This is a genomic window from Enterobacter sp. ECC_219_Taxon_10, assembly GCF_058354905.1.
Genome location: NZ_CM178005.1, coordinates 578240 through 599910 on the forward strand (window position 1 = coordinate 578240; position 21671 = coordinate 599910).

24 protein-coding genes and 4 pseudogenes are annotated in these 21671 nt (G+C 41.1%); 9 read left to right on the plus strand and 19 right to left on the minus strand.

Annotated elements, in window-relative coordinates; all coding sequences use genetic code 11:
• Positions 1-9: 9 nt before the first annotated feature.
• Positions 10-396, plus strand: coding sequence for a hypothetical protein (locus tag AC4ICF_RS02645; RefSeq protein WP_117267028.1), 387 nt, complete (start codon positions 10-12; stop codon positions 394-396).
• A gap of 96 nt (positions 397-492) precedes the next feature.
• Positions 493-918, plus strand: coding sequence for a hypothetical protein (locus AC4ICF_RS02650; RefSeq protein WP_022065655.1), 426 nt, complete (start codon positions 493-495; stop codon positions 916-918).
• A 52-nt stretch (positions 919-970) separates the two neighbouring features.
• Here the strand turns inward: AC4ICF_RS02650 and AC4ICF_RS02655 are convergent, their stop codons facing one another.
• From AC4ICF_RS02655 to AC4ICF_RS02675, 5 genes are all read right to left on the minus strand, one after another.
• Positions 971-1285: a hypothetical protein gene (locus AC4ICF_RS02655; protein ID WP_061379606.1), complete on the minus strand. Its 315-nt coding sequence runs from the start codon at positions 1283-1285 to the stop codon at positions 971-973.
• Between the two features lie 18 nt (positions 1286-1303).
• Positions 1304-1690: a hypothetical protein gene (locus AC4ICF_RS02660; RefSeq protein ID WP_024170863.1), complete on the minus strand. Its 387-nt coding sequence runs from the start codon at positions 1688-1690 to the stop codon at positions 1304-1306.
• A 41-nt stretch (positions 1691-1731) separates the two neighbouring features.
• The gene (locus AC4ICF_RS02665; protein WP_061379605.1) at positions 1732-2004 is read right to left on the minus strand and encodes a hypothetical protein; all 273 of its coding nucleotides are present in this window, start codon (positions 2002-2004) and stop codon (positions 1732-1734) included.
• Between the two features lie 224 nt (positions 2005-2228).
• Positions 2229-3404 carry a relaxase/mobilization nuclease domain-containing protein gene (locus tag AC4ICF_RS02670; protein ID WP_491466146.1) on the minus strand — a complete coding sequence of 392 codons (1176 nt, stop codon included), beginning with the start codon at positions 3402-3404 and terminating at the stop codon, positions 2229-2231.
• A complete protein-coding gene (locus tag AC4ICF_RS02675; protein WP_371440864.1) occupies positions 3373-3810 on the minus strand; it encodes a hypothetical protein in 438 nt (145 codons plus the stop codon). Before AC4ICF_RS02675 ends, AC4ICF_RS02670 begins: the two co-directional genes overlap by 32 nt.
• A gap of 357 nt (positions 3811-4167) precedes the next feature.
• Here AC4ICF_RS02675 and AC4ICF_RS02680 point away from each other — a divergent pair, with 357 nt between their 5' ends.
• Positions 4168-5076, plus strand: a complete 909-nt coding sequence (locus AC4ICF_RS02680; RefSeq protein WP_024623163.1) for a hypothetical protein — start codon at positions 4168-4170, stop codon at positions 5074-5076.
• Positions 5077-5088: 12 nt separating this feature from the next.
• Positions 5089-5697 (plus strand): hypothetical protein, encoded by a 609-nt coding sequence (locus AC4ICF_RS02685; RefSeq protein WP_049102081.1) that lies wholly within the window; start codon positions 5089-5091, stop codon positions 5695-5697.
• Positions 5698-5768: 71 nt separating this feature from the next.
• On the opposite strand, the gene AC4ICF_RS02690 is transcribed toward AC4ICF_RS02685, so the two are convergent.
• From AC4ICF_RS02690 to AC4ICF_RS02725, 8 genes and pseudogenes are all read right to left on the minus strand, one after another.
• Entirely contained in the window at positions 5769-6056 is a 288-nt protein-coding gene (locus AC4ICF_RS02690) for a HEAT repeat domain-containing protein (protein ID WP_049102085.1), read from the minus strand.
• 6 nt (positions 6057-6062) lie between these two features.
• Complete coding sequence (locus tag AC4ICF_RS02695; RefSeq protein WP_049102086.1) at positions 6063-6737, minus strand: DUF4760 domain-containing protein; 675 nt, start codon at positions 6735-6737, stop codon at positions 6063-6065.
• 473 nt (positions 6738-7210) lie between these two features.
• The gene (locus AC4ICF_RS02700; protein WP_049102088.1) at positions 7211-8215 is read right to left on the minus strand and encodes an HNH endonuclease; all 1005 of its coding nucleotides are present in this window, start codon (positions 8213-8215) and stop codon (positions 7211-7213) included.
• A gap of 43 nt (positions 8216-8258) precedes the next feature.
• A complete protein-coding gene (locus AC4ICF_RS02705; RefSeq protein WP_491466147.1) occupies positions 8259-9155 on the minus strand; it encodes a hypothetical protein in 897 nt (298 codons plus the stop codon).
• 9 nt (positions 9156-9164) lie between these two features.
• On the minus strand, positions 9165-10316 hold the full coding sequence (locus AC4ICF_RS02710) for a DUF3696 domain-containing protein (protein WP_061380453.1): 1152 nt from the start codon (positions 10314-10316) through the stop codon (positions 9165-9167).
• Positions 10316-12223 (minus strand): DUF262 domain-containing protein, encoded by a 1908-nt coding sequence (locus tag AC4ICF_RS02715; RefSeq protein ID WP_049102098.1) that lies wholly within the window; start codon positions 12221-12223, stop codon positions 10316-10318. The genes AC4ICF_RS02710 and AC4ICF_RS02715 overlap by 1 nt, the downstream gene beginning before the upstream one ends.
• Positions 12224-12444: 221 nt before the next feature.
• Positions 12445-13314 (minus strand): annotated as a pseudogene (locus tag AC4ICF_RS02720) (phosphorothioated DNA-binding restriction endonuclease).
• Positions 13315-13479: 165 nt separating this feature from the next.
• A pseudogene (locus AC4ICF_RS02725) lies at positions 13480-13964 on the minus strand (transposase); the annotation flags it as partial.
• Between the two features lie 335 nt (positions 13965-14299).
• Here AC4ICF_RS02725 and AC4ICF_RS02730 point away from each other — a divergent pair.
• From AC4ICF_RS02730 to AC4ICF_RS02745, 4 genes and pseudogenes are all read left to right on the plus strand, one after another.
• Positions 14300-14814, plus strand: a pseudogene (locus AC4ICF_RS02730) (DUF2778 domain-containing protein).
• Positions 14795-15313 carry a hypothetical protein gene (locus tag AC4ICF_RS02735; RefSeq protein ID WP_316379776.1) on the plus strand — a complete coding sequence of 173 codons (519 nt, stop codon included), beginning with the start codon at positions 14795-14797 and terminating at the stop codon, positions 15311-15313. The pseudogene AC4ICF_RS02730 and the gene AC4ICF_RS02735 overlap by 20 nt, the downstream one beginning before the upstream one ends.
• Before the next feature lies 1 nt (position 15314).
• Positions 15315-15796 (plus strand): annotated as a pseudogene (locus AC4ICF_RS02740) (Hcp family type VI secretion system effector).
• A gap of 442 nt (positions 15797-16238) precedes the next feature.
• Positions 16239-16712 carry a SymE family type I addiction module toxin gene (locus AC4ICF_RS02745; RefSeq protein ID WP_316379775.1) on the plus strand — a complete coding sequence of 158 codons (474 nt, stop codon included), beginning with the start codon at positions 16239-16241 and terminating at the stop codon, positions 16710-16712.
• Between the two features lie 73 nt (positions 16713-16785).
• Here AC4ICF_RS02745 and AC4ICF_RS02750 read toward each other — a convergent pair whose 3' ends face one another.
• The 5 genes from AC4ICF_RS02750 to trpS all read right to left on the minus strand — a co-directional run bounded on the left by AC4ICF_RS02750 (position 16786) and on the right by trpS (position 19954).
• The gene (locus AC4ICF_RS02750; RefSeq protein ID WP_316379827.1) at positions 16786-17157 is read right to left on the minus strand and encodes a hypothetical protein; all 372 of its coding nucleotides are present in this window, start codon (positions 17155-17157) and stop codon (positions 16786-16788) included.
• 114 nt (positions 17158-17271) lie between these two features.
• Positions 17272-17751 (minus strand): Hcp family type VI secretion system effector, encoded by a 480-nt coding sequence (locus AC4ICF_RS02755; RefSeq protein ID WP_194515313.1) that lies wholly within the window; start codon positions 17749-17751, stop codon positions 17272-17274.
• 2 nt (positions 17752-17753) lie between these two features.
• Complete coding sequence (locus AC4ICF_RS02760) at positions 17754-18101, minus strand: hypothetical protein (protein ID WP_194515314.1); 348 nt, start codon at positions 18099-18101, stop codon at positions 17754-17756.
• Positions 18094-18777, minus strand: coding sequence for a hypothetical protein (locus AC4ICF_RS02765; RefSeq protein WP_316379774.1), 684 nt, complete (start codon positions 18775-18777; stop codon positions 18094-18096). Before AC4ICF_RS02765 ends, AC4ICF_RS02760 begins: the two co-directional genes overlap by 8 nt.
• Before the next feature lie 172 nt (positions 18778-18949).
• Complete coding sequence (trpS, locus tag AC4ICF_RS02770) at positions 18950-19954, minus strand: tryptophan--tRNA ligase (protein ID WP_439210010.1); 1005 nt, start codon at positions 19952-19954, stop codon at positions 18950-18952.
• 199 nt (positions 19955-20153) lie between these two features.
• Here trpS and fosA point away from each other — a divergent pair, with 199 nt between their 5' ends.
• Positions 20154-20579 carry a FosA/FosA2 family fosfomycin resistance glutathione transferase gene (fosA, locus tag AC4ICF_RS02775; protein WP_193532435.1) on the plus strand — a complete coding sequence of 142 codons (426 nt, stop codon included), beginning with the start codon at positions 20154-20156 and terminating at the stop codon, positions 20577-20579.
• Here the strand turns inward: fosA and AC4ICF_RS02780 are convergent.
• Complete coding sequence (locus tag AC4ICF_RS02780; protein WP_316379772.1) at positions 20565-21572, minus strand: LacI family DNA-binding transcriptional regulator; 1008 nt, start codon at positions 21570-21572, stop codon at positions 20565-20567. The genes fosA and AC4ICF_RS02780 overlap by 15 nt on opposite strands.
• Positions 21573-21671 lie beyond the last annotated feature (99 nt).

The following is a 21671-nucleotide window of genomic DNA, read 5'->3' on the forward strand; positions in this document are numbered from 1 at the left end:
GAGATACTTATGGCAAAACATTTGAACAGGAGTGAAATAAAGGCAATTAAACACATTATACTGACTTGGGACGGTAAAATCACATGGAGTGATTTATGTGAATCAGTGTATAAGAATCTAAACAGAACTATCACAAGGCAATCTTTAAGTGCTCATGATGAAGTTGTTGAAGCATATAGAATAAAGAAAAGTTTGTCCAATTTGAAAAAATCTGGTCTAAAGAAACCAGCTAACTTAACTATTGCGGCACAACAAATAATAAACCTTAAAGCCGAAAACGAAATTTTGAAAAAACAGAACAATAGATACAAAGAGCAATTTAGCTATTGGCAGTATAATGCTTATAGACACGGTCTTACTATGGAACAGTTGAATAGGCCATTTAATAAAAAATAATATTTGATAGGTTACACCTATTGACAAGTTAAATAAATGCGATAAATATAAATATATGGTCAGGAAGACTATTTAACTAATGCAAGGATGCATTTTATGGACAAGAACATTATCTATCCAGAGTTTACTCTGGAAGAGCAACTTATCATTATCGTCGATAAATATATCTCAAAACGATACCAGCCAGGTGATAAAAATTTCTCATACCAGCTTTACTTAATTTTTGTGGGATACCATTTGAAGTATTTCTACCCTAAAAGGATTTATTCCAAATCCAATCGTAATATTGATAACATAATGACTATGTTTAGCTCGGTATACAAAAGTCTGACAAGCAATCTTCTACAACGATTAAATAATAAAGAAGGAGTTATTAGGGAACTAAACTCGCTTGTTAATTACATAGATAACAATCAAGAAAAAGCAGAGGAAATCTATGCTACTGTCAGAGCACAATATGAAATGAAAGTAATTGAGAAAGAGTTAACCCATGAAGTTCGCGTAAGAACCGTCAGGTTATAGGCAATAAATAGCCCCTATGCAGGGGCTAAAAGAGACTTCTTGATATAGGCTACTACTGAACTTCTTTCCAGATACCATCAGCTTTCACAAGCTTAACAGGCTTTGTCTGTTTCATATTGCTAATTGAGGCATCGACAATGCAGTTATAAACATTATTTGCTTCTTCTGTGCAACTAACTTTTTTTACATAATCAATTTTCAAAAGGTCTTTTTCGGGAATACTTGAGTTCAGAGCTTTCATACTTGCATTTGATCTATCTACGACACTTTTGAAAGCAGTGTATATATCGTCTTGGGATGGCTCACTGTTACATGCGGTTAAAAGAAGTGTGGTAAGGAAAACTGTGAGGATTGAGTATATTTTCATTTTCTTATCCAGAAATAATTAATTAAGAATACCAGTCTTGGTGTTGTTGTTATCAGAGGAGAAAGTCCATTTACTTACGGTCTCTCCCTTGAAGTCGATCTCAAGAGTTTTAGACTGAGTCTGAGAACCGCCAGTAAACAGCCCCACAACTGGAATGAAAGTCGTTGCACTGAACTGATTGTTAGTCATGAAATATTTCCACTGCTCATTTCCGTCATCGAGTGTGGTTCTTGTATCAGGCTCACCTAACTTAGAGAGTAATTCCGTCTTAGTTGTTTTGTTTTTAATGATCTTTGACTGGAGGCTTTGTGGTGTTTCGTTTTTAAGGTTCTGGTTCCCTGATGTTGAACAGCCAGAAAGCAGGAAGACAATAATAAAAAAAGAGGACGTTATAAATCGGTTCATTTACTTTCTCATTTTATGTTTGCGATTGTGTGAAATTAATTTCACCGTATAAAAACAACTCTGTCTACATACATTCTTTTGATTTTATAGATAAGAATAATGATGCTTACGAAAAACGTAATGACTGATACAAGAGTGCTGTCGGTCCACGAAAATGCTAACCACGCGAGACCAAATGCCACGAATTGAAACAGGAATGCCACACTGAGCGGGCTTTCACCGTAAGCAACCTTTGCATGACACCCTTTGCAAATCCGCACACCATGAGGACTTTGTGTAAAGCAGAACGGGCACTTTATTGTTTCGTCTTTCATATCAACCCCAGGGTGGAAGATTAAATGGTGCGTTTACAGAGATTCTCGATGACCGGCTCGCTTTAGTAAAATTGCTTGTACCGATCGATGGTTGTTGCTTGATAGTTTATATCTATCATAACTACTTTATCGATCTGTAATAACGATCAATATTTTTTTGACTAAACACAAATTTATTACTAGAGAATAGAGTGTGGTTACGAAAGGTGTTTACAACTAGCTGTCTATAAACGAATTTTTCTTGCGGGTTTCAGATGATGTGTTGAATAGACTTCTGAGAAGTTTGTAGGAACCTTGTGGAGGATGCTCCTTCCATATTTTCTGAGAAGCTCTATGAGCCGTTGTAAAAAGGGAATCCAGCCGGTGAGCCTGAGATGCTTTTGCTGTTTGACTGCATTCTTTTGAAGAATCTTTTCTACGATTTCGTTCCGTTTGTCTTCTCTGAGCCGTAGTTCCAGTTCTGCAATTTTTTTACCGATACTTTCCTTTCTCTCAGCGGTTTTCAAAACTGTTGCAGGAGCAGGAGCAGGAGCAGGAGCAGGAGCAGGAGCAGGAGCAGGAGCAGGAGCAGGGTGGTCTTTTGCCGGTGTGTTGGTTCGTAAAGCTTCTAAGTGGTCGGGGTTGTAGTTAAGTTGCTTTTGAAGATTTGCCCAAGAGTAACCCTTGCCTAACTGTGAAGCTTTGAAAGCTATCTCGCGGTATTCGAATGAGAAGCCGTTCATCTTACCGGTAGAAGCGACATTCGCCGTCCAGCCGACTTCTGCTTTTTCCAGCCTCTTGATAAAAGTTAAAAGATCAGGTGTATCTGCCAAACTTTTATCAAGTATCTGTTGGAGAGCTTCTTTGGGGGAGGGAAGGCCAGTTCGTTCTGATAACATCTGTTCGTTGCGAGAGATTCTCTTCCGCTTTGGTTTTGTATTTGAGAGGGATGATGCTGCCTTGGTCACTGTAAGAGCATGATCGATTTCGAGTTCAGTGATGATCCTAGTACTGATAAGGTTCTCATTCCTGCCAAGGTAAAGCTTACCACCGAGCATGTCGATTCTGCTTGCGATAATGTGGATATGCTGGCCTCCGTCGTCATGTAGCACATAGCAACGAAGATGAGTATCACTGAACCCCATCCTCTTCATATAGTCGTCAGCTATGGTTACCCATTGGTCATTCGATAATGATTCACCATCAGGTAAGCGAAGTGAGTTGTGCCAAACCGGTTTCTGAACATCTGGCCGAAGCTGTTTTGTGTCATTGAATTCGGAAATCAGTTCAAGAACAGATCCACTTAACATGTTACCGCCAATTACGACTGGATCGCTTTTATGATGTGCTCCCGGTTGCAATACATAACGAACAACACCAGCGAAGCTCTTACCCCTCTTGATCTTCCGCATACCCTTCACGATATATACTCCCAAAATCAGTTCTTAGAAGGTTATTGCGAAGCTCTACGAGTAGTCGCTTCACTGCGAAAAGCTCTGTATGAGTAAGCTGGCTATCTTTGCTCTTACCATCGATATGGATCGCAACTCGATTTAGCTTTTGTGATATGTCAGTTAAAGCTTTCCAGGCTTCGGTATTGATAGTTGGTATAACAGGAGGTGATTTTTGAAGTAATACCATACGGAGCCATTCACCTTTACTGTATATTTTACGCTGAGAGTTGAGTATATCTAATTCTTTTTCATTCAACCTTACACTAATACAGTGAGTTCTCAAACTTCTAATGCTTTGAGTCTCAATATCCTTATCTTTTTTATCAAAGTGAAATTTTCCATTACTGCTTTTATTATTTTTATCTTGTCTCATTATATAAACTCCTTTTTATATTTTCAATAATCCTAATTAATTGTGATGATAATATAAAGTATAGTTTAAATAATAGCTTGTCAATAATGTGTAATTAATTATACTTAGTAATGATTTCGAATTAAGCACATAATTATTTTCATAGTATGTTATTCACAATAGAGACATATCACAGCAATCGATAAGGTTAGTACAAGTAAAAATGTTTACCATTGATCTTAATGATGTTATAAATAATCCTCTGGATGAAAATTGACATACTTTGATCGAAAAAGACTACGCAATATTTCTCGTTGGTAATTATTAGCTTGCTTATTGTTGTGCTTATCAAGCTATGACCTTCTACAAGGATATATAATGTACTCATTAGCCCCTTACTTTATCCGTTGCTACAACAAGAATAATGAATCGAAAAATGTTGAAGAACGTTACGATTTTTTGAACAGAATAGGCCAGTATGATTTATTCTCTTTACTCGAACAATTTATGTTGTTGCATAAAGATTTTGAAAAAATTGACGATAGCAAAGAAACATATAAGTTTCATCATGTCACTTCGAAACCTAAAGAAAGATTCATTTCGGGCTGGATGAGTTTAGGCCATTATGGTATTAAAAATGATATTATTAATACTGATGATAATCAATTAGCTTTCTCTAAGGAAGAAAATCATGCTGATGTCAAAAACTATTATTTCCGGTTTTATATTCCTTTAGAGTCAAGAAAGGGTATCTGTCTATTATATGCTTATAAGAAGGATGGTATAAAATCGATTTTCCAGACAGAATTCTCTAAGTTTTTCAATGCCATGACAAATAAAAACATTCAAATAAATCCACTTACATATGATAAAGCCGTGCTTCCCTGGCTGGAAGCCGAAACAAAAGAAATAAGAGTTATTGGATTTACTGCCCCCAGGTCTATTGAAGATAGTATTTCATCGCTTGGTGACATTGATAGAGAATATGTTTTAAAACCGAAAAAGAATGGTACCTTTGGTAAATTTAAAAAGTTCAAAAATAAAGGGAGTGAGCAAGGCAAACTGATCGAGATGTTGAGTGAAGAATCAACTCAAATTAAAGTTAAAGTTGTTATGGAAGGGGGAACTAAAACTTTCAATGTTGGGAAATCAGAAAGAAGCACTATGTGCCAAATTGAGATTGATTTAGAAAAGGTTAAAGTAATTGCGGGTAATCCTGAGTTTGACTCATTGGATTCCTGGGCATCTGATTTAATAAAAGACTTACGTAAACAAATTGGTCTATAAAGGGCTTCTATAATGAGTAATAAAATTAACATATTATGTATTGTGAAAGCACACTTCAATACATTGAAAGATATTTCAAAGAAAGGAATATCAAAGTTAGATATTACTACGTTTATTATTATGCCAATATCACTGTCTCTCTTTTCGGCTTATAAAAACTTCAATCTTAATAAAGACCTTGATTCCCTTTTAGTGAATTTTGGAGCTATTTTTACGGCTTTATTGCTTTCTGTTATTGTATTGATTTATGATCAAGAGAATAGAACTATAGAAAAGGTTAGAAATAATGCCGATAGTGTTGGTGAGGTTTCTCAAAATAAATTACTTTTATTGAAGGAACTATATCATAACATTTCTTATGCGATTCTATGCTCACTCGCCTTGGTAGTTTTAACTTTTATACATTCAACTCTTCCACCAGTGACTCCAGAAATAATAGATAACAGCCGGGTTTTTATAGATTACAAAATTAGAGGTTTTAGTATAAACTTTAGTTTTACATTTACATGGGCAACAACAATAATATCTCCATTGATAATATTTGTAACTGCAAATATCGTCCTTACAATAGTAATGATAGTAAAACGGCTCTATCTCATTTTGATAAATAATACAAACTGAATTGATCCGTTTTCGATGAAAATTAGAACCAAATATTGAATGGTTAAGAGGTCAAGTCATATTAATTCTACTTATTTCTTTTTCAATCGAAGAGCAGAAAAAGCAAGGCGACCAAAAGAAGCTCCGCTTCTTTTGGTTAGCTCTTGCTTATGCGGAAGTGGTAGTTCACCAATTGATTTAATAGCTGATATTCTAATATCTTCTGATTTCGAGCTTTTGTTATAGAACTGAATTAGTAAATCAAGGGCTTCTTGCCCCCCTAATTTTGACATCGCCTCCATTATAGCTATCGTCATATCATCACTCACAACCTCAGTACTTACTATATTTTTAATTAATTCTAGTTTTTCATTTTTCATGTAAATTTACCATCTTATGATTTTATCATTTGGTTTTTTTAATCTTTCAAGCTTTCTGCGAGTTGTTTCTATATCTACGTCAAGTTGTGATTTATTAACCTCAACTTTGAGTTTATCGAAAATTTTATTCCTTTCTTCCACAATCATGTCAGAGCGGCTTTTATATTTTCTTGTATATTTATCTTCTTGGTATCGACGGATTTTCCAGCGGACAGCTAACCATTCAAAGTTGATCCATACTTTGTTTTTATTTACCCCTTTGTTACTTGCCCGTCTAATATCAATTAAGTCGGAAAGATGCTCGAAGTGATAAATGACAATCGTGCCATAAATATTATACATAAGTTGTTCATCTAATATATTCTTACGTACACCATTGGCACCTCTTTCCCATACATTTAAAAGATAAATTATGTCATTGAGAAGTGGATCATCTGAATCGTTGCTTGCTATTCGATTAAAAACATCTATTCTTTCACTTTTTTTTAAGTTGTAAATTTTTCTTATATTTGAAGAGGCTTTTCGAAGCTTTTCATTATTCTGGTAAGCTGTTTCAAAATCTAAAGTGTTTTTTTCTCTGGCCGATTTTCTTTGAGATAAGATACCCCAAATTGCGATTGAACCAGCCGTAATTGGTGTGGCAAAAGTTTTGAGCAGTTCGAAAGCTAAAGTAGTTTCCATACCTATTCCACATAAAAAATGGAGGCCGAAGGCCTCCATTAAAAAATTTGTTGTTAAAACCCGAAATCTTCTTCTCTAAACATAATTTATCTCCTCTCTTTTGCGTACTATCACAACTCTTATACTATATTTTTTTGGTAATGTCAATGAAAAACACTGCGAAGTTAGAGGCTTTATATGGTTTAAAAGATATAATTATAATAATTAGGGTTACTGAGACACTGAGGCATTAACGTTTCGGAGGAGAACGGAAATGTTTGCAAACCGTTTCCCATTTATTGAAACGATAACGTTGATACTGACGAACAGCAACAGCTTTGAGGCTATTAGAATGATTCATTAAGATCACCTTTATTAGTAAGTTATAACCAATGGCGTAAAGCCAACAGCTATAAACCCTATAAAGGAGTGCCTCAGTAACACAGCAACAGTACAGGTTATTTTCCAAAAAGTCAATACATTATAATTATTTGTTAGGCATCTCTAAAGGGATTTAATTTCGCATATGTAACTTCATTGCGATGATTGAAGGCCATTCCTGTCGTATCAAGAGAAAGCTGTTCACCGAATGAAAATTCAAATTTCTCTTTTTGCGCTTTTAATTTTTCACACAGAGAAAAATCTAATATTATGCTTTCCGAACTTCCGAATAAATGCTTACGGCCGCAATAATCATGATAGTTTGGTATCAAATGCATTATCATTTTATCATGTGATTCTCCTATGTGAGGTAAATCATTAATATCTCGAAATAATGGTATTTGGTATATGAAATTTTTAAAAGCTATTCTAAATATCATATACGGCATATCAAATATACCGTCTTTTCGTTTGATAAGAAGAGTCTGTATGGCTGGAAAAGGCGTAAATCCAGGGATAAATGTATACAATGCACGTATAACCTGGGGGGGTAAAAAAGTATTTATTTCATTGCTTTCATTAAGCCAATTTAAATTTTTTGAAAAGTCAGATAAATAATTTTCTGGCATGACAGATAATGCTATTTTTGTTAGGGCTTTGAAAACACCAATGGGGTAATATGGCTCTTTCTGTGATTCAATTCGTAATGTTTTTTCTTTTAAACTTATGCTGATAGCCTCACTATTAGCATGAGCTACTATTGATAATATATTATCTTTGTTATAATAAATTTTCTCTCTTTCTTTTTGGTATTCTTTAGATGGTATTCCATTTTTCCCTTTGATTGCCGTTAATGTCCTGTGTATGCCGACGAAGTTCGCAAGGTCGTTTTCAATAGTATTTCCAAACTTACGATTGCATTCATCACATTCATCATTGGAGAATAAGAATTTATTGCCTAAGAATTCAGGAACAACATGTGAAATATGGTTAAACTGAGCTATAGGTTCAATGCCATTACAGAAGCGGCATTTTCCTTTCCTGTTAATATACTCTTCAGATAATAGCTCATTCATATATACTATTTCATAATGGTTCAACCAATCATGATTATTCATTTCATTCCTTTATAAAAACACCAATAGGGTAGTTTATGTGATTTCAAAGATGATTGCCAATATGTGAAATGGCTATTCTGGTGGGCTGACCGACAATTTTATTAAAGAAACCAAAGTATATGCGATTGCCACTATATCTTTTACCTTTTCTATTCTGGCCATCTTCATATAATAGTTTATAATGGAACTCACAATTAATGTCTGTGTATTTGACTTTGTCAATAACGAAGTCTCTATTTAGCTCTCCCGCCTTTCGGCCTGACTTACCACCACCTTCCTCACACACAATATATATTAATGCTGAATTCATTTTTTTTAAATTTTGAGCAGAATCCCCAGGAATCACTTCATAGTTATTACAGAAAAAAAGAAATTCAGTTATACTTTTATGGAAATTTTCAAACCCACCATCTATTTTATCCATGGAGTTGAATGTTTTAAACTCCTCATGATCCTTATTATTCATGAATATAATATTTTTAAATATATCTTGAATGTTTTTACCGTATTCGACATTATCTCTGGGATAATCGTCAAGTATTTTACGGCAATGCATGACTAATTCTTCTTCATTAATTACTGTTGAATCACGCCTTGTAGTTAAAATTAGATTATCCTTACTATTGTACATATATAACATCCTATTATTATACAACGGAGGAGTTCTATTTATAACTTTAAGCAAATCATCACAACCCAAAGATAAAACTTCTACTTTTCCCATATCATAAAATTGACTCATTAACCCGCCAATATCTGATGAGGTCGAACATATTGAAAGTGCGAGTTTTGAGTCAAACTCATTAGATTTGCAGAATTTCGTAAACTCAGAGTTCATCCGTTTCATTAAATTTTTTAAATCTGAAATCTGCTGGATAATAATATATTCATCTTTATCCAGAGAAAAACTTTCTAAAAATAAGCAGACGCCAGCTTTCATGGAATATCCTTATTTCATTGAGTCAGGGGTATCAAAAGAGCCTGTCATAATTGTATACATATCAATTGATTGCTGGTCAAAGAATCCTTTCGGCCAACTTGAAAGTTTTCCATCTTTGCCAATAGCTATCTTTTCTGCAGTAGATTCATTATTCTCATGGGAAATATAAAATAACGAAATTAGTTCAGGTGAAAAGTCATGAGATGTTCTTGCTACGACACGAATTCCGTTGAGGAGATGATCGCTATGAGTTTCTATCAATACCTGTACTCCCGCTTGAGCAGTGTAAGCTATCAATCTACCCATATAGCTTTGTCCTCTGGGGTGCAAATGTGCTTCTGGGTTTTCTAATACTACTAATTCGCCCGGTTTTGCTAATAGTAATGCTGAAACAATACTCAAAGCATAGCTATAACCAAAACCAATGTTTTTGGGTTTAGTTTGTTTTCCAGACTCAGCCTGTATTGTGTTATAAGCAATGTTTGCATTAACTTCTAGTTTAGGCTGGATTTTATAATTTGGAGATATTTCGTCCATCCATGCCTGAATGTTGCTCGCAACTCGTACACTATTTAATTTATGATGAATTCGTGGATCATCTTTATTGGGTTTTTCATTGTCCAGTATCAGTCTATCTTGTTTATTCATTATAGTATCTAATACTTCAATAACATATTCCCCTTTTTTTCCTAACCAATCACTATGGAAATTATGTTGTGATAAGGGAATATTATCTCGTGGGCCGATACGTTCAGCCTCAATATATTGGAAGTTGCTTATGGTTACGAAGTCTTTTAGTGTTATAATATCCTCTAAACCTGAAATACAAGGGAGTTCATTACGTATAATTGTAGAGTCTTCTTTTGTGATACCCCAACGCACTTCACAGTTACTGGTAGAAATTGTTATGCTTAACTTGTCTTCGGCAGAGGTAAAATCATTGAAGATATCGTCAATTCGACCAATATTGATTAAGTCACCGTTTAATTTTAAGTCACTTTTACTACCGAAATCAGACTGTAATATCATAGCTATAGCTTGCATAACTGTGCTTTTACCCACAGAGTTATTGCCACAAAAAACATTGAGTCCAGAAATGTTGAAATTTTGATTTTTATAAGATTTGAAGTTTTCCAGTTTTATGGACTTGATTTGATTCATTACATGATGTCCTTATTAATATCTTTTATAACAATACCAGTGCTTTGTTTGAGAATTTTCGCAAAGGAGTTGAATCTATACAGTATTGTGATTTTCTTACCGGTTGAAGTAGAAATGGAATCTTTGAAACCTCGCCCTAATTCAATATAAGTTTGAGAGTCCCAATGGGCATATTCCCTTGCATTTCGTTCAATAGCAGAATATAAAGTATCTACTAATTTTTCCGAATTTTTAAGAAGCATCATTTCTTGTTCATCAGAAAGTTTGTAAAAGTAATAAATTATTACTTCATAAAGTTGTTTACTTATGGGAGAAGAGTTTGAGCCTGGATCTTTAATAAAGGCTAAATCGCCAAAAACATCAGATGCAAGGTTTAAAGCTCTCAAATATCGTTTTTCGATATTTGAATATTCAAAATTATCCTTGGATATAGATGCATTGCCTGAATCTATCTCTTTTTCATTCAAAAGATCTAACTTGTAGGTGTTCAGTATTTCCATTGCTCTTGATAAAAACTTATCGTAAGAATTGAAGGTATAATTTTCAAAACCAATAGTTATAAATGCAAGAGCCGAGAGGCAAAGCTCCATATCTTTCTGTCTATCAGGCTTCACTTTTCCATGGGTTGCTTGTTTGAACTCATATTTAGAAGCCAAGTAACGTAAGAATTTTACGCTTGATCCTTGATTAAGGGCAGAACGTATTTCTTGATCACTTAATTTTACTCCATATGTATTTATACGATGGAATAATTCAACTATGAGATCTGTGCTATCTTTATTCATTTCAATAAAGTATGCCGTGATTTCATATTCTCTTATTGATCGCTGTTCAGTCCGTGATAGTTCTCTAAAATTTTTACCGTTTAAATCATTCAAGATTTCAAGCTTTGAAAGCTTAAATTCACCACTGATAAAATCGTAGATTGTAGTAATACGTTGCAAACCATCAACAACAACCCATTTTTCATCTGAAACTCGCTCCCCAAAATAGAAGACTGGTAATGGTAGTTTCAAAAGGATTGATTCAATCAATTTGGATTTTTTCTCATCATTCCAAATTCGATCTTTCCTTTGGAAATCAGGTTGTAGTTCAATATCGCCAAACTGAACTCTATCAAATATTAAAGATAAAACAGGTGTTTTTGAACTTATTCTTGCTACGCCTAATTTAGCTTGTAGTGTTTTTATTTCAGATGAACTTGTCTTATTATCACCATCATCAACTCCATATGTTTCAGACGACTCAAGAATCTCTTCCAGAGTGGAATTGTTGGTAGCATTGTATGTTGGCAATTGAATATTATTATCAAGTGTAACAACTGAATTTGCCATCTCAGCTGATAGCTCTTTAAATCTATTTAGAGTGCTCTCAACCTTTCTTGATGCCAATTCTGAAGGATATTTTTTCAAAACAGTTTCGTAAGCTTCGTCAAGGCTTTTGACTAAATAAATTTGTTGCTCGTAGATCTTTCCAAGATTCAGTTTAAGAAAATTATCAATTTTTTTTCTTATTGTTCTAAACTCAGAACCTTGAATTTCTGACAAGGTTGCTGCATCATGGACATTATGGTTACGTAATAAAAGATGTTTTTTCTTTTCATATTTAAAATGTTGAATGTAAGGTAAGTTAGCAAAAATTGTTTCTGGTTGGTTCCTGCTCGAAGAACTACCGTAAAGTACCTGTTCTACATTACAAAAACCTCTAATATTTAAATTAGCAAAAATAGCTTCAAGCTCTGATAATGAACGTGTCTTAGTTTCAGAATTAGAGGAGACTTTATATTTACCGTTTTCACGATCAATGCTTATAATGCATAACGGAGGCGTGGCAGGGTTTATTGGCTGTAACTGTTTGCCAAAGAGAAGATTTTCGATGTCGTTTAGCACTTGTTCAAAGTTAAGCATTAGTGCTTCCTAAATCCATGTTAGAATTGAAAACCATCCTGTAGAATACCATCATTTGGGTATCGGTTCAATTTTTATCTTTACTTCACTAAAAAATTGCGTTATGAGGTTAAATGACTATGTTGCGTGATGGTATTTATGATGGTATAGATTATATTGTATTCATAAAATGGCATATAAACCAATGAGGTAAGTGCGATGTTTGAGTCCGGCCTTCGCACTCATTCTCTAAACACCTCCTTCCTATGCCACTCCACAAATCCTTCTCTTGGATAATTCCCTTTCACCACCGGCAGCGCAATTTGCTTCCCGGCAAAATCCCAGAACAACCGCCCAACGATCCCATTCCCTTTCACCGCCTCAGATACGAGTACCCGCATACTCTCATCCAGCCCAATCGATCCCTTTTCAAACTCCTTATGATGAATTGCACACAGGGCCAGTCCACTCGGGATCTCACTCGGTCCACCAGACTGCTTCCACTTGATATGCGCGGCTTCAAGTCCAACAGAGGCGTTATCATGTCGCATGTTAAACCCGCAGATTGCACACTCATAGTTATAGGCTCGCAGCACCTGCTAGCGGAACAGCTGATCTCGAACCTTACGGATCTGCTGGATATCAAAACCCATCTCATCCACGAGCTCTTCCTGAATACTTTCAGGAAAGTGCGCTTCAAGGATCTGCTGCTCCAGCGAGCCGATCAGGTTTTTGTTCTTACTCAGTAGCGAAAAGTGTTCTTCATCAAATCCGCCTGCGACGTTATGTTCTACAAGTTCTTTAACAGGCGGTTGCTTACTGCCAGTAGTCGAGTAGAACTCAGTATTCTGAAGATCCCAAAAACCGTCGCCTTTGAGCCGCCAGAAAGGCATATTCGGGTAATGCGCTTTCCTCTATGGGCCAAAGCGTTCTAACAGGCCAAGCAGCTGCTCGTGGACCTCGGTTCCATAATCAAACAGTCGCGCATGCCCCTGCTGATAGTTCACCAGCACGTATAGAAGCAATAAAGGCTTATGTGGCGCCCGCTGTTCGCCTTTGCGCCAGATGGTGATGTCGTCAATTGCCTGTTCGAGAGTTGTGCTGGAAGCCATCGCGTTACGGTAGAAGGTAAATAATTGCGATGATGATCGCAAAACCCAGACCAATCAACTCGCAATCAACAAAAACATGACCTTACCGTACATAACATTATTTCCTGAATCCCCCTCGCAAATTCCAAGTTTACCCCACACCAAACCGCTGTATTTATATTCAATGTAATGCAGATGAACGCGTTTATGGTTCCAGGTATTGCCTCGCCTGCGCAGCAGTTGAAACAACTTCTAAAACCGTAGCGCGGATAGCGCTCTACCAGCTCAGTCAGTGCCTGGATCACCGCTCCATCACCCGGACATCGAGCTGGTAAAAATAAATCTTCCTGCTCAGCGATAATGTTCTGCAGGCCTAGCGTAAACTCATGGCAAATTGCGCCGTCAGATAGCTGGCGAGTTCACGGATTATCGCGGTTTTTAAAGCTTTTATTTGGTAACGTCTTTCAGAGCCCGGCATTCAAGGCTGAAACAGGCAAACATCTGTTTGGGCGACGATTTTCATCCTCCGGATCTTTGGTTTTTTAAATATCAGCTACTTCCATCCCGCCATATTTTGCTTTCCAATTTTAATAGCTGGCCTCAGAGATACAGGCTTCGCGGCAGACATCCTTAACGGCACGTCCGGCTACGAAGGACTTCAGAACGGCAATGAACTAGTGGTCAGTGAATCGGGCTTTACGCAAGGCGGGCTCCTCAGGCGGACATAATCAGTATGTCGGAAGATCTCTAAAAGTGAATGGTTCGTTTTTGCCGGGATACTTACACTGCCAGCGGTTCGGTCTCGCCCCTGAGGGCACATGGTCAACTTGATAAACTTAGCTTCCTAATACACCTCTGATGTTACCGCTTAACGGCCTTACACGTTGTCTTACCACCAACGGGCTATTATCTGAAAATCAGAAGTCTCTCGGAAGAAAACCTTCTTATGTCCGATTGCGTAGGAGTACGATAAGCCAACAAGTCATTATAGATAAAAGGGTTATCTATGGCTCTACATGGAAAGTTTGTAATTAATGATGCGTACTACTCCCCGTTATCGTTTCCTGGTATAGGCACTTTTTTAGCTTTCTCTGGTAATGGTGCTTACCGTAATCGTGGGGCATGTGGAATGATCCCCAAAGAGGGGCCAGTACCAGCGGTAAATACTGGATTGTTGACCGCCCTCAGGGTGGACTCAAGTCACAGCTAAACGCAGTGGGAAGAGACATTTATAATCACTTCGCCAATGGTGCAACATTCAAACATTCTGAATGGTTCGCATTATGGCGTGATGATTGGGGGAGCGATGATTACACATGGATTGAGAGCGTTAAGCGTGGCAATTTCCGTTTGCATCCAGGCGTACTATCAGAAGGTTGTATCACTCTCCCACATGATTCTGATTTTGCCATGTTGCGTAATGCTCTGTTGAGAAGCCAAAAAATAGATGTTCCTTGCATGAGGAAGCTACAGGCATACGGCACGATTGAGGTGATCTCCAATGGCAAAACATGCCCTTAGTTTATTCATCAAGATAGTGCTGTTCGCTGTTGTTGTGCTGATCGTTGCTGAAATGGTTCCGTATGATGGATTAGTTAATTCTATTACGGAGCTTTTCGATTTCCAAAGCGCCGACAAGTTTACCCGCTTCATTTTAGGTGAACCTGATTCAGAAGTTTGGGAATCGTTAGACGGCTACTTTAGCATCTTAATCAATACATTAATCAGCGTACCTGTCATGAGCGCTATTACCACGGCGTACCGTGGCGCGACTCACAAAGTTAGTCCAGCTGGTATCCCCAGAGAGTGGTTCAGTTCAACATTGCGACGGTTAGCTAAAATCTTCGGGTTTACCTTCCTGTTTTGGGCGTTATTTCGCTTACTGCCTTATCAGTCTTTATTCCCGGATCAAACGTATTCAAATTTCACAATAGCGGCGATTGTGGGCTTTCAGTTGCTCTTAACGATTGTTTGCTACTGGTTCATCACGAAGAAAATCACAACTAAAAGGAGTTTGTAAAATGCCTATTCCGGCTTACATGTGGCTGACGATGGCGGCGCAGACATCAAAGGAGCCTTAGACGTTCAGGATCATGAGGGGAGTATAGAGATTGTTGGCTTTAGTCATGGTCTGAACATTCCAGTAGACAGTGCCAACGGCAAGATTACTGGCAAGCGTTCACATTCTCCGATGATGATTGAAAAGGAGTTTGATAGCTCCAGCCCGTACCTATACAAAGCCGTTGCCACCGGTCAAACGTTGAAAAGTGCGGAGATTCGCTGGTATCGCATTAACCATGCAGGACAAGAAGAGTGCTACTTCGTCATGACCATTGAGGGTGTGAAAGTGACGGGCATTAACCCAGGGATGCCAAACGCTAAAATGGCAGGAAACTCGCAGATCAACCACATGGAATCTGTTTCCCTGATGTATGACAAAATCACCTGGCGTTATGTTGATGGTAATGTCCAGTATACGGACGATTGGAACGTAAGAGCGTAACAAATAGAAAGGAGGCATTGAGTGCCTCCTCTTTATTAACGCTTATCCTCTCAAAGGAGCCTGTCCGTAATGCTGTGTAACTGCCATTGTATTAAAGGTGATCGCTCAGTCGGTCACCGAACTTGATAATAAAACGACTCATTGCCAGCCCGCAGATCGGCGAATGGTTGCTCTGAGGTTCATGCGGGCGCTCACCTTATATTCTGATAGTCCTCGCTGCGTAATTTCTCTGACCCAACCCTTTTCCTGAATCTCCCTTGCAAATTCTAAATTTACCCCGCACCAAACCGCTGTATTTATATTCAGCACGGTATAATGAGCACCAGAAATTACGCCGAACGGCAAAGGAAATATTGAAGAATATTTAATGAACAATTCGCGATATGAAGGTGCTGCAACACCCCCATACCGCTAACCACAACCAACTATCGAGGAGTTGAAAATGGCTGCGACGAATTTTAAGCCAGAGTTTACTGTTTGCAAAACAGAATCAGATGCTTTCACCGGCATGATTGAAAACCGCGAGCTGGTACGCAAAAACAGCGCCCGCCGTCTTCACGGCAACCAGCCCAACGCAGCCCCCGTCCATCCCCGCGCGGAAACGCCGCAGGACAGTGCCGCCTGCTGCGAGCTGTATGCACGAATAGACATGAAATACCTTCTCCTGGGCGGCGAGTGGTTAACCCGCGCGGGCTTTATCAACGGTATGCCGGTAAAAATCCGCGCCATGAAAGACTGCATTGTGATTACGCCACAGCATACAAGAGAATTATGGGGTTGCCTGGAAGGTATGAGCGTGGTGAATATAAATAAGCAGAAAGTCGCGCAGTGGTTGAAGACGTTTCCGGGAGCGCTAAATAATACCGGTGATATACCGGCTGTTAAGCGTGGAACAGGGAAGGCGATGTCGGAGTAACCAAGCTTCCCATCTAATGTAACTCTTAAGTAATAAAACGGGCATGTCATCCCATGCCCGTTGTAAGTAAAAATCACTCGTGCTTTACCTGCTCTTTCACAGCCTTAACCAGCACAGCATGAAGTTCGCCGACGGTTAAATCGCGTATAACAGGTTCGGGTATGCCACGTACCCAGCGGATAAACCGACAGATGCCAAAAAAGTCTATACCTTCACCCGTAAACAGATACTCATTCTCTGCGAGAGAGAATGTTTTCATATAGCCATCTTCTTCCGTGGCAAGCTGAACGTCAAACGCTTCTTCGCAGTCTTCCAGTAGGTCTTCGCCGTCCATACCGCAAATATGCAAATCGGCCTCAATCCAGGTGTTGCTATCGATAGGTTTACGATGCTCACCTGAGGAGTTTCGAACAACCTCAATGACTTGTGAGAGAGTAGGTTCCAACATGATGCTCTCCATTAAAGCGGTAGAAATAATCGCCAGCGCTTCCCGGCGGTGCTCCGCTTGTGTGAGCCAGCAAGAACAAAGATATACTGGCCCGCGAAATTATAAGTCGATTCAAGCTATTGCCATATGATTCCAGGCATCTCTGTAAATTATATTCCCATCACAATGTTTCCAGGTGATTGCCTCATATCTTAGCTCGATCGTCTCTGTATGCGTTCCTGTTCCAGAACCCGGGAAAAGATTTGGCGTGATACCCGTGATTTTTACATTCTCCAGGATAATGTTGAAATATTCTCTCTCGATTCCTGCATCATCAATTTGATACATTTTTATCGTAGCCGATTTTAGCGTTTGGTTTTCACACAGTGCCCTGATGAGAACCGGTGTTGTTTTATCAAACTCTTTCTGAACGGCAATTGGTGTATGTACACGGGTACCTGTTAGTCGGCCTGTGTTTCCACTCACAGGAATGGTGAGGTGATGAGCGACCGCCTTTAATTCAATAGCGCCTAACCTACCGGACACCATGGAACCTCCTACGACTGGTGAGCCATTAGCATCGGTTAACCAAAGATATGCTGGATTTGACATGATTATTCCTCATCTATATTTACAAAAGAAGACAGGCGTAACATCGCCACGACCCATATGAATAAACCAATGATTTTCAGCGGCCATGGTTCAAGGACAGCTATACAAGCAAATGCACCGATGATCAGTAAGGGACCTGATAACACATCCAGGATCCCGCCAAAAATATGTATCTTTCCTGGCAGGAATTTATTCATTACAAATGAAATAATGTAAGCACTTATGGTAATGATGCAAAAGGCGATTGTTTTATCATGCCAGGTTTCGAATTCTACCCAGCAAAGGATATAGGCTAAAACTAAATATGAGCAAAGAAGCAGATTTATAATTGGGATGATAAACTTACTCATACGCGCCTGCCATAGTGTGTGTTGTTAGTTTTTCATTAACTTTCTTCATGATCTGATTAAATACAGGTTTGCCTTTTGAATAACCTGCATGGATAGCATCTACGAAAGGCTGGACGGCATCAGCGAAAAGAAAATAAAGCAGGTCATAGTCTCTGGACCTCAGAAGTTGATATACCTCTGGGGCTTCTGCTTTGAGTCTGTCAGATGTCCTAATTGATCGTTCAGCCATTCCCCCAAATAAAAGAAGTGTGCTCAGTGCTGTGATTGGGTTACCTTTCCCTTTAAAAACAACAAACGTAAAAGATGTTCTTTCAATAACATGCTTCGCGATAGTGGATGCAATAAAATTGGTTGATACTCTACCTGCAATTGAAGTCATTACAGATCTGTATATTTTATCCTGCTCCGCTTCCGTTAAATATCTGTTGAATTCTTTAAGTATAACTTTGACGGCGCTGACAATATTCTCGTAATTCAAACTGTCATTTTTTATGGCAGTAATCATTCGTATGCGTTGAGTTTCACGAGCATATCTGGTATCCGTGTCAAAGATACCATAAACCAGATATCCATAATCTAGCGGTACAGATAACCCTCCATTTATAAGCCCAGTAACTGTATCAGGAGAAGCGATAATGTTGCATAATCTCCGGGCTATATCTTCTACATCAGCCATAATAATCCTTTAAATACGCAATAAAGGATTTATCAATGTAATATTAATGTGATTGAAGCAATTTATCTTATCTAAATATGGAATTAAGAATTGTTAGAGGTATCAATTTCATCTTTAATGAGATAATCAGCGGTTTCATGCCAATCCCACGCACTCCACCGCTAAATCTAACTTAACTAAACACCGGCACCCCCAGCCCAACCTTCACCTCCCTCAACGTCTCCTGCGTCACTCCCTGCGCCCGTTCGGTCCCGCGCTTCAGCATTGCCATCAGCTCCCCCTTGTCCTGCATATATATCGCCCTCCGCTCCCGCATCGGCGCAATCAGCTCCTGCAGGCACGCCTCCAGCTCGTTCTTACAAACCCGGTCGCCCAGCCCGCCCGCCTGATAGTGCGCCTTCATCGCCGCCACTTTCTCCTTGTCCGGATGAAACGCGTCGAGATACGTAAACACCACGTTCCCCTCAATCTGCCCCGGGTCGCTCACCTTCAGGTGGTTCGGGTCGGTGTACATGGCGCTCACCGCACGATGAATGGTCTCTTCGCTGGCCGAAAGGTGCAGCGTGTTGCCCAGCGATTTTGACATCTTGGCGCTGCCGTCGATGCCGGGCAGGCGGCTGGTGTCGCTCAGCATCGCCTTGCAGTGGCGCAGCACCGGGGCGGGCAGCAGGCTGTTCATCTTGTGCACAATCTCGTTGGTCTGCTCAATCATCGGCAGCTGGTCGTCGCCGACGGGCACGCACTCGGCCTTAAACGCGGTGATGTCCGCTGCCTGGCTGATGGGGTAGGCCATAAACCCGACCGGCAGCGAGCGGGCAAAGCCTTTCTGGGCAATCTCGTTTTTCACCGTCGGGTTACGCTCCACGCGGGCGACGGTGACGATGTTCATATACAGCATCGTCAGCTCGGCGAGGGCGGGCAGGGCGGACTGCAGGCAGACGGTGGTCAGGTTCGGGTCGATGCCCGCGGCGAGGTAGTCGGCCAGCACTTCGGGAATGTTGTCGCGAATTTTTTGCGGGTTGCTGCCGTTGTCGGTCAGCCCCTGCAGGTCGGCTATCAGCACAAACTGGTTGTGCGTCTGCTGCAGCGCCACGCGCTGGCGCAGCGATCCGACGAAGTGGCCGAGGTGCAGCGGGCCGGTTGGGCGGTCGCCGGTGAGGATAGTTGGTGCGTTCATAAAGACTCCTTAATGTGCAGTTGCCGAAAGGGGTCTTAGATGTGAGAAAGCCGCCTTTCGGCGGCTATCTGAAAATGGGGAAAACTACTCCGTGCCGCCTTTAAGAAGGCAGCCACCAGCGGTTTACGGTGAGCACGGCGTGGTTTATGTTCATGCTTTTACCGTACCACGTCCGGCGCGAAAAACAAAAGGGCACGTCATGCTGCAATCACTCAACCACCTGACCCTCGCGGTCAGCGACCTGCAAAAAAGCGTCACCTTCTGGCACGAGCTGCTGGGCCTGACGCTGCACGCCCGCTGGAATACCGGGGCCTATCTTACCTGTGGCGAACTGTGGGTCTGCCTGTCGTACGACGAGGCGCGCCAGTACGTGCCGCCGCAGGAGAGCGACTATACCCACTACGCGTTTACCGTGGCGGAAGCGGATTTTGAACCGTTCTCGCAAAGGCTGGAGCAGGCGGGCGTCACCGTCTGGAAGCAGAATAAAAGCGAGGGGGCGTCGTTCTATTTTCTCGACCCGGACGGGCACAAGCTGGAGCTGCACGTGGGCAGCCTCGCCGCGCGGCTGGCGGCGTGTCGCGAGAAGCCCTATGCGGGCATGGTGTTTACCTCAGACGAGGCTTGAAGCGCGCACCTTCAGCCTGCCCGCCAGCGTCACGTGCGTGGCGGCATCTTCCTGATTGCACAGGTACTCCACCGCCAGCCGTCCCAGCTCGCTGTAGGGCAGCTGGATACTGGTCAGCGGCGGGGTGAGCTGCTCGGAAATCTTCTGGTCGTCGTAGCCCGCCAGCAGCATGTCCTGCGGGATGCGCACGCCGTTCACCGCCAGCGCCTGATAGCAGCCAATCGCCAGCCAGTCGCTGGCACAGAAGATGGCGTCCGGGCGCTCGGTCAGCTCCAGCAGAGAAGTCGTGGCGGTAAAGGACTCGCTGAACTGCCAGTTGGTCTGGCGCACCAGGCCGTCGTCGCACGTCAGTCCGGCCTGCTGTAATGCCGCCTGGTAGCCCGCCAGACGCTGGCGCGAGGCCTCCATCCAGCTCTCCCCGGTGATGTGGGCGATGCGCGTGGCCCCGCAGGCGATGAGGTGTTTAGTCACCTGAAAAGCGTTGGCGTAGTCGTCCGGGATAAACGACGGCAGCAGCGGCGAGCCGGGGTCGCGCTGGTTGAGCAGCACCAGCGGGATGCGGGTGCAGTCCTGGAAGGCCGTCATGTCCACCTGCGTGGTGACCGGAGACGCGAGAATAATCCCGATGCAGTTACGCTTCTCGAGCTGGCGGATGATGTTCAGCGCCAGCTCGATGTCGTCGCCGTAGTCGTAGACGGTGAGCAGGGTCTCGTTGCGCCACGCCGCTTCCCGCGCCTGGCTGATGGCGTCGATAAACGGGTCGAAGCTCTGCATGGAGCAGACCAGCAGGGCGATCTCTTCCTGGTTGCGCGGGGCGTGAACGGCGGGGAGGCGGTCGTAGCCGAGCTCGGTGGCAACGCTAATCACCCGCTGGCGGGTGTCGTCGCTGAGCTTGATGTTGCGGGACTGGTTAAGCACCAGCGATACCGTCGCCTGCGACACCCCTGCCGCCCGCGCAATATCGTTCATCGTCACTTTCGTTTTTCGCTTCATCCGTCCTCTCCCTTTCGCGATTTCGCATCATACCCTAACCGCACGCTTTAGCGCCGTCGATCACGTTTCTCATTCATCGAAGCGTGAACTTTGTGAGAG

Coding starts and splice junctions, on each gene's coding strand:
- AC4ICF_RS02645 (WP_117267028.1), top strand. CDS start 10: ATGGCAAAACATTTGAACAGGAGTGAAATAAAGGCAATTAAACACATT.
- AC4ICF_RS02650 (WP_022065655.1), top strand. CDS start 493: ATGGACAAGAACATTATCTATCCAGAGTTTACTCTGGAAGAGCAACTT.
- AC4ICF_RS02655 (WP_061379606.1), bottom strand. CDS start 1,285: ATGAAAATATACTCAATCCTCACAGTTTTCCTTACCACACTTCTTTTA.
- AC4ICF_RS02660 (WP_024170863.1), bottom strand. CDS start 1,690: ATGAACCGATTTATAACGTCCTCTTTTTTTATTATTGTCTTCCTGCTT.
- AC4ICF_RS02665 (WP_061379605.1), bottom strand. CDS start 2,004: ATGAAAGACGAAACAATAAAGTGCCCGTTCTGCTTTACACAAAGTCCT.
- AC4ICF_RS02675 (WP_371440864.1), bottom strand. CDS start 3,810: ATGAGACAAGATAAAAATAATAAAAGCAGTAATGGAAAATTTCACTTT.
- AC4ICF_RS02680 (WP_024623163.1), top strand. CDS start 4,168: ATGTACTCATTAGCCCCTTACTTTATCCGTTGCTACAACAAGAATAAT.
- AC4ICF_RS02685 (WP_049102081.1), top strand. CDS start 5,089: ATGAGTAATAAAATTAACATATTATGTATTGTGAAAGCACACTTCAAT.
- AC4ICF_RS02690 (WP_049102085.1), bottom strand. CDS start 6,056: ATGAAAAATGAAAAACTAGAATTAATTAAAAATATAGTAAGTACTGAG.
- AC4ICF_RS02695 (WP_049102086.1), bottom strand. CDS start 6,737: ATGGAAACTACTTTAGCTTTCGAACTGCTCAAAACTTTTGCCACACCA.
- AC4ICF_RS02700 (WP_049102088.1), bottom strand. CDS start 8,215: ATGAATAATCATGATTGGTTGAACCATTATGAAATAGTATATATGAAT.
- AC4ICF_RS02705 (WP_491466147.1), bottom strand. CDS start 9,155: ATGAAAGCTGGCGTCTGCTTATTTTTAGAAAGTTTTTCTCTGGATAAA.
- AC4ICF_RS02710 (WP_061380453.1), bottom strand. CDS start 10,316: ATGAATCAAATCAAGTCCATAAAACTGGAAAACTTCAAATCTTATAAA.
- AC4ICF_RS02715 (WP_049102098.1), bottom strand. CDS start 12,223: ATGCTTAACTTTGAACAAGTGCTAAACGACATCGAAAATCTTCTCTTT.
- AC4ICF_RS02735 (WP_316379776.1), top strand. CDS start 14,795: ATGGCAAAACATGCCCTTAGTTTATTCATCAAGATAGTGCTGTTCGCT.
- AC4ICF_RS02745 (WP_316379775.1), top strand. CDS start 16,239: ATGGCTGCGACGAATTTTAAGCCAGAGTTTACTGTTTGCAAAACAGAA.
- AC4ICF_RS02755 (WP_194515313.1), bottom strand. CDS start 17,751: ATGTCAAATCCAGCATATCTTTGGTTAACCGATGCTAATGGCTCACCA.
- AC4ICF_RS02760 (WP_194515314.1), bottom strand. CDS start 18,101: ATGAGTAAGTTTATCATCCCAATTATAAATCTGCTTCTTTGCTCATAT.
- AC4ICF_RS02765 (WP_316379774.1), bottom strand. CDS start 18,777: ATGGCTGATGTAGAAGATATAGCCCGGAGATTATGCAACATTATCGCT.
- trpS (WP_439210010.1), bottom strand. CDS start 19,954: ATGAACGCACCAACTATCCTCACCGGCGACCGCCCAACCGGCCCGCTG.
- fosA (WP_193532435.1), top strand. CDS start 20,154: ATGCTGCAATCACTCAACCACCTGACCCTCGCGGTCAGCGACCTGCAA.
- AC4ICF_RS02780 (WP_316379772.1), bottom strand. CDS start 21,572: ATGAAGCGAAAAACGAAAGTGACGATGAACGATATTGCGCGGGCGGCA.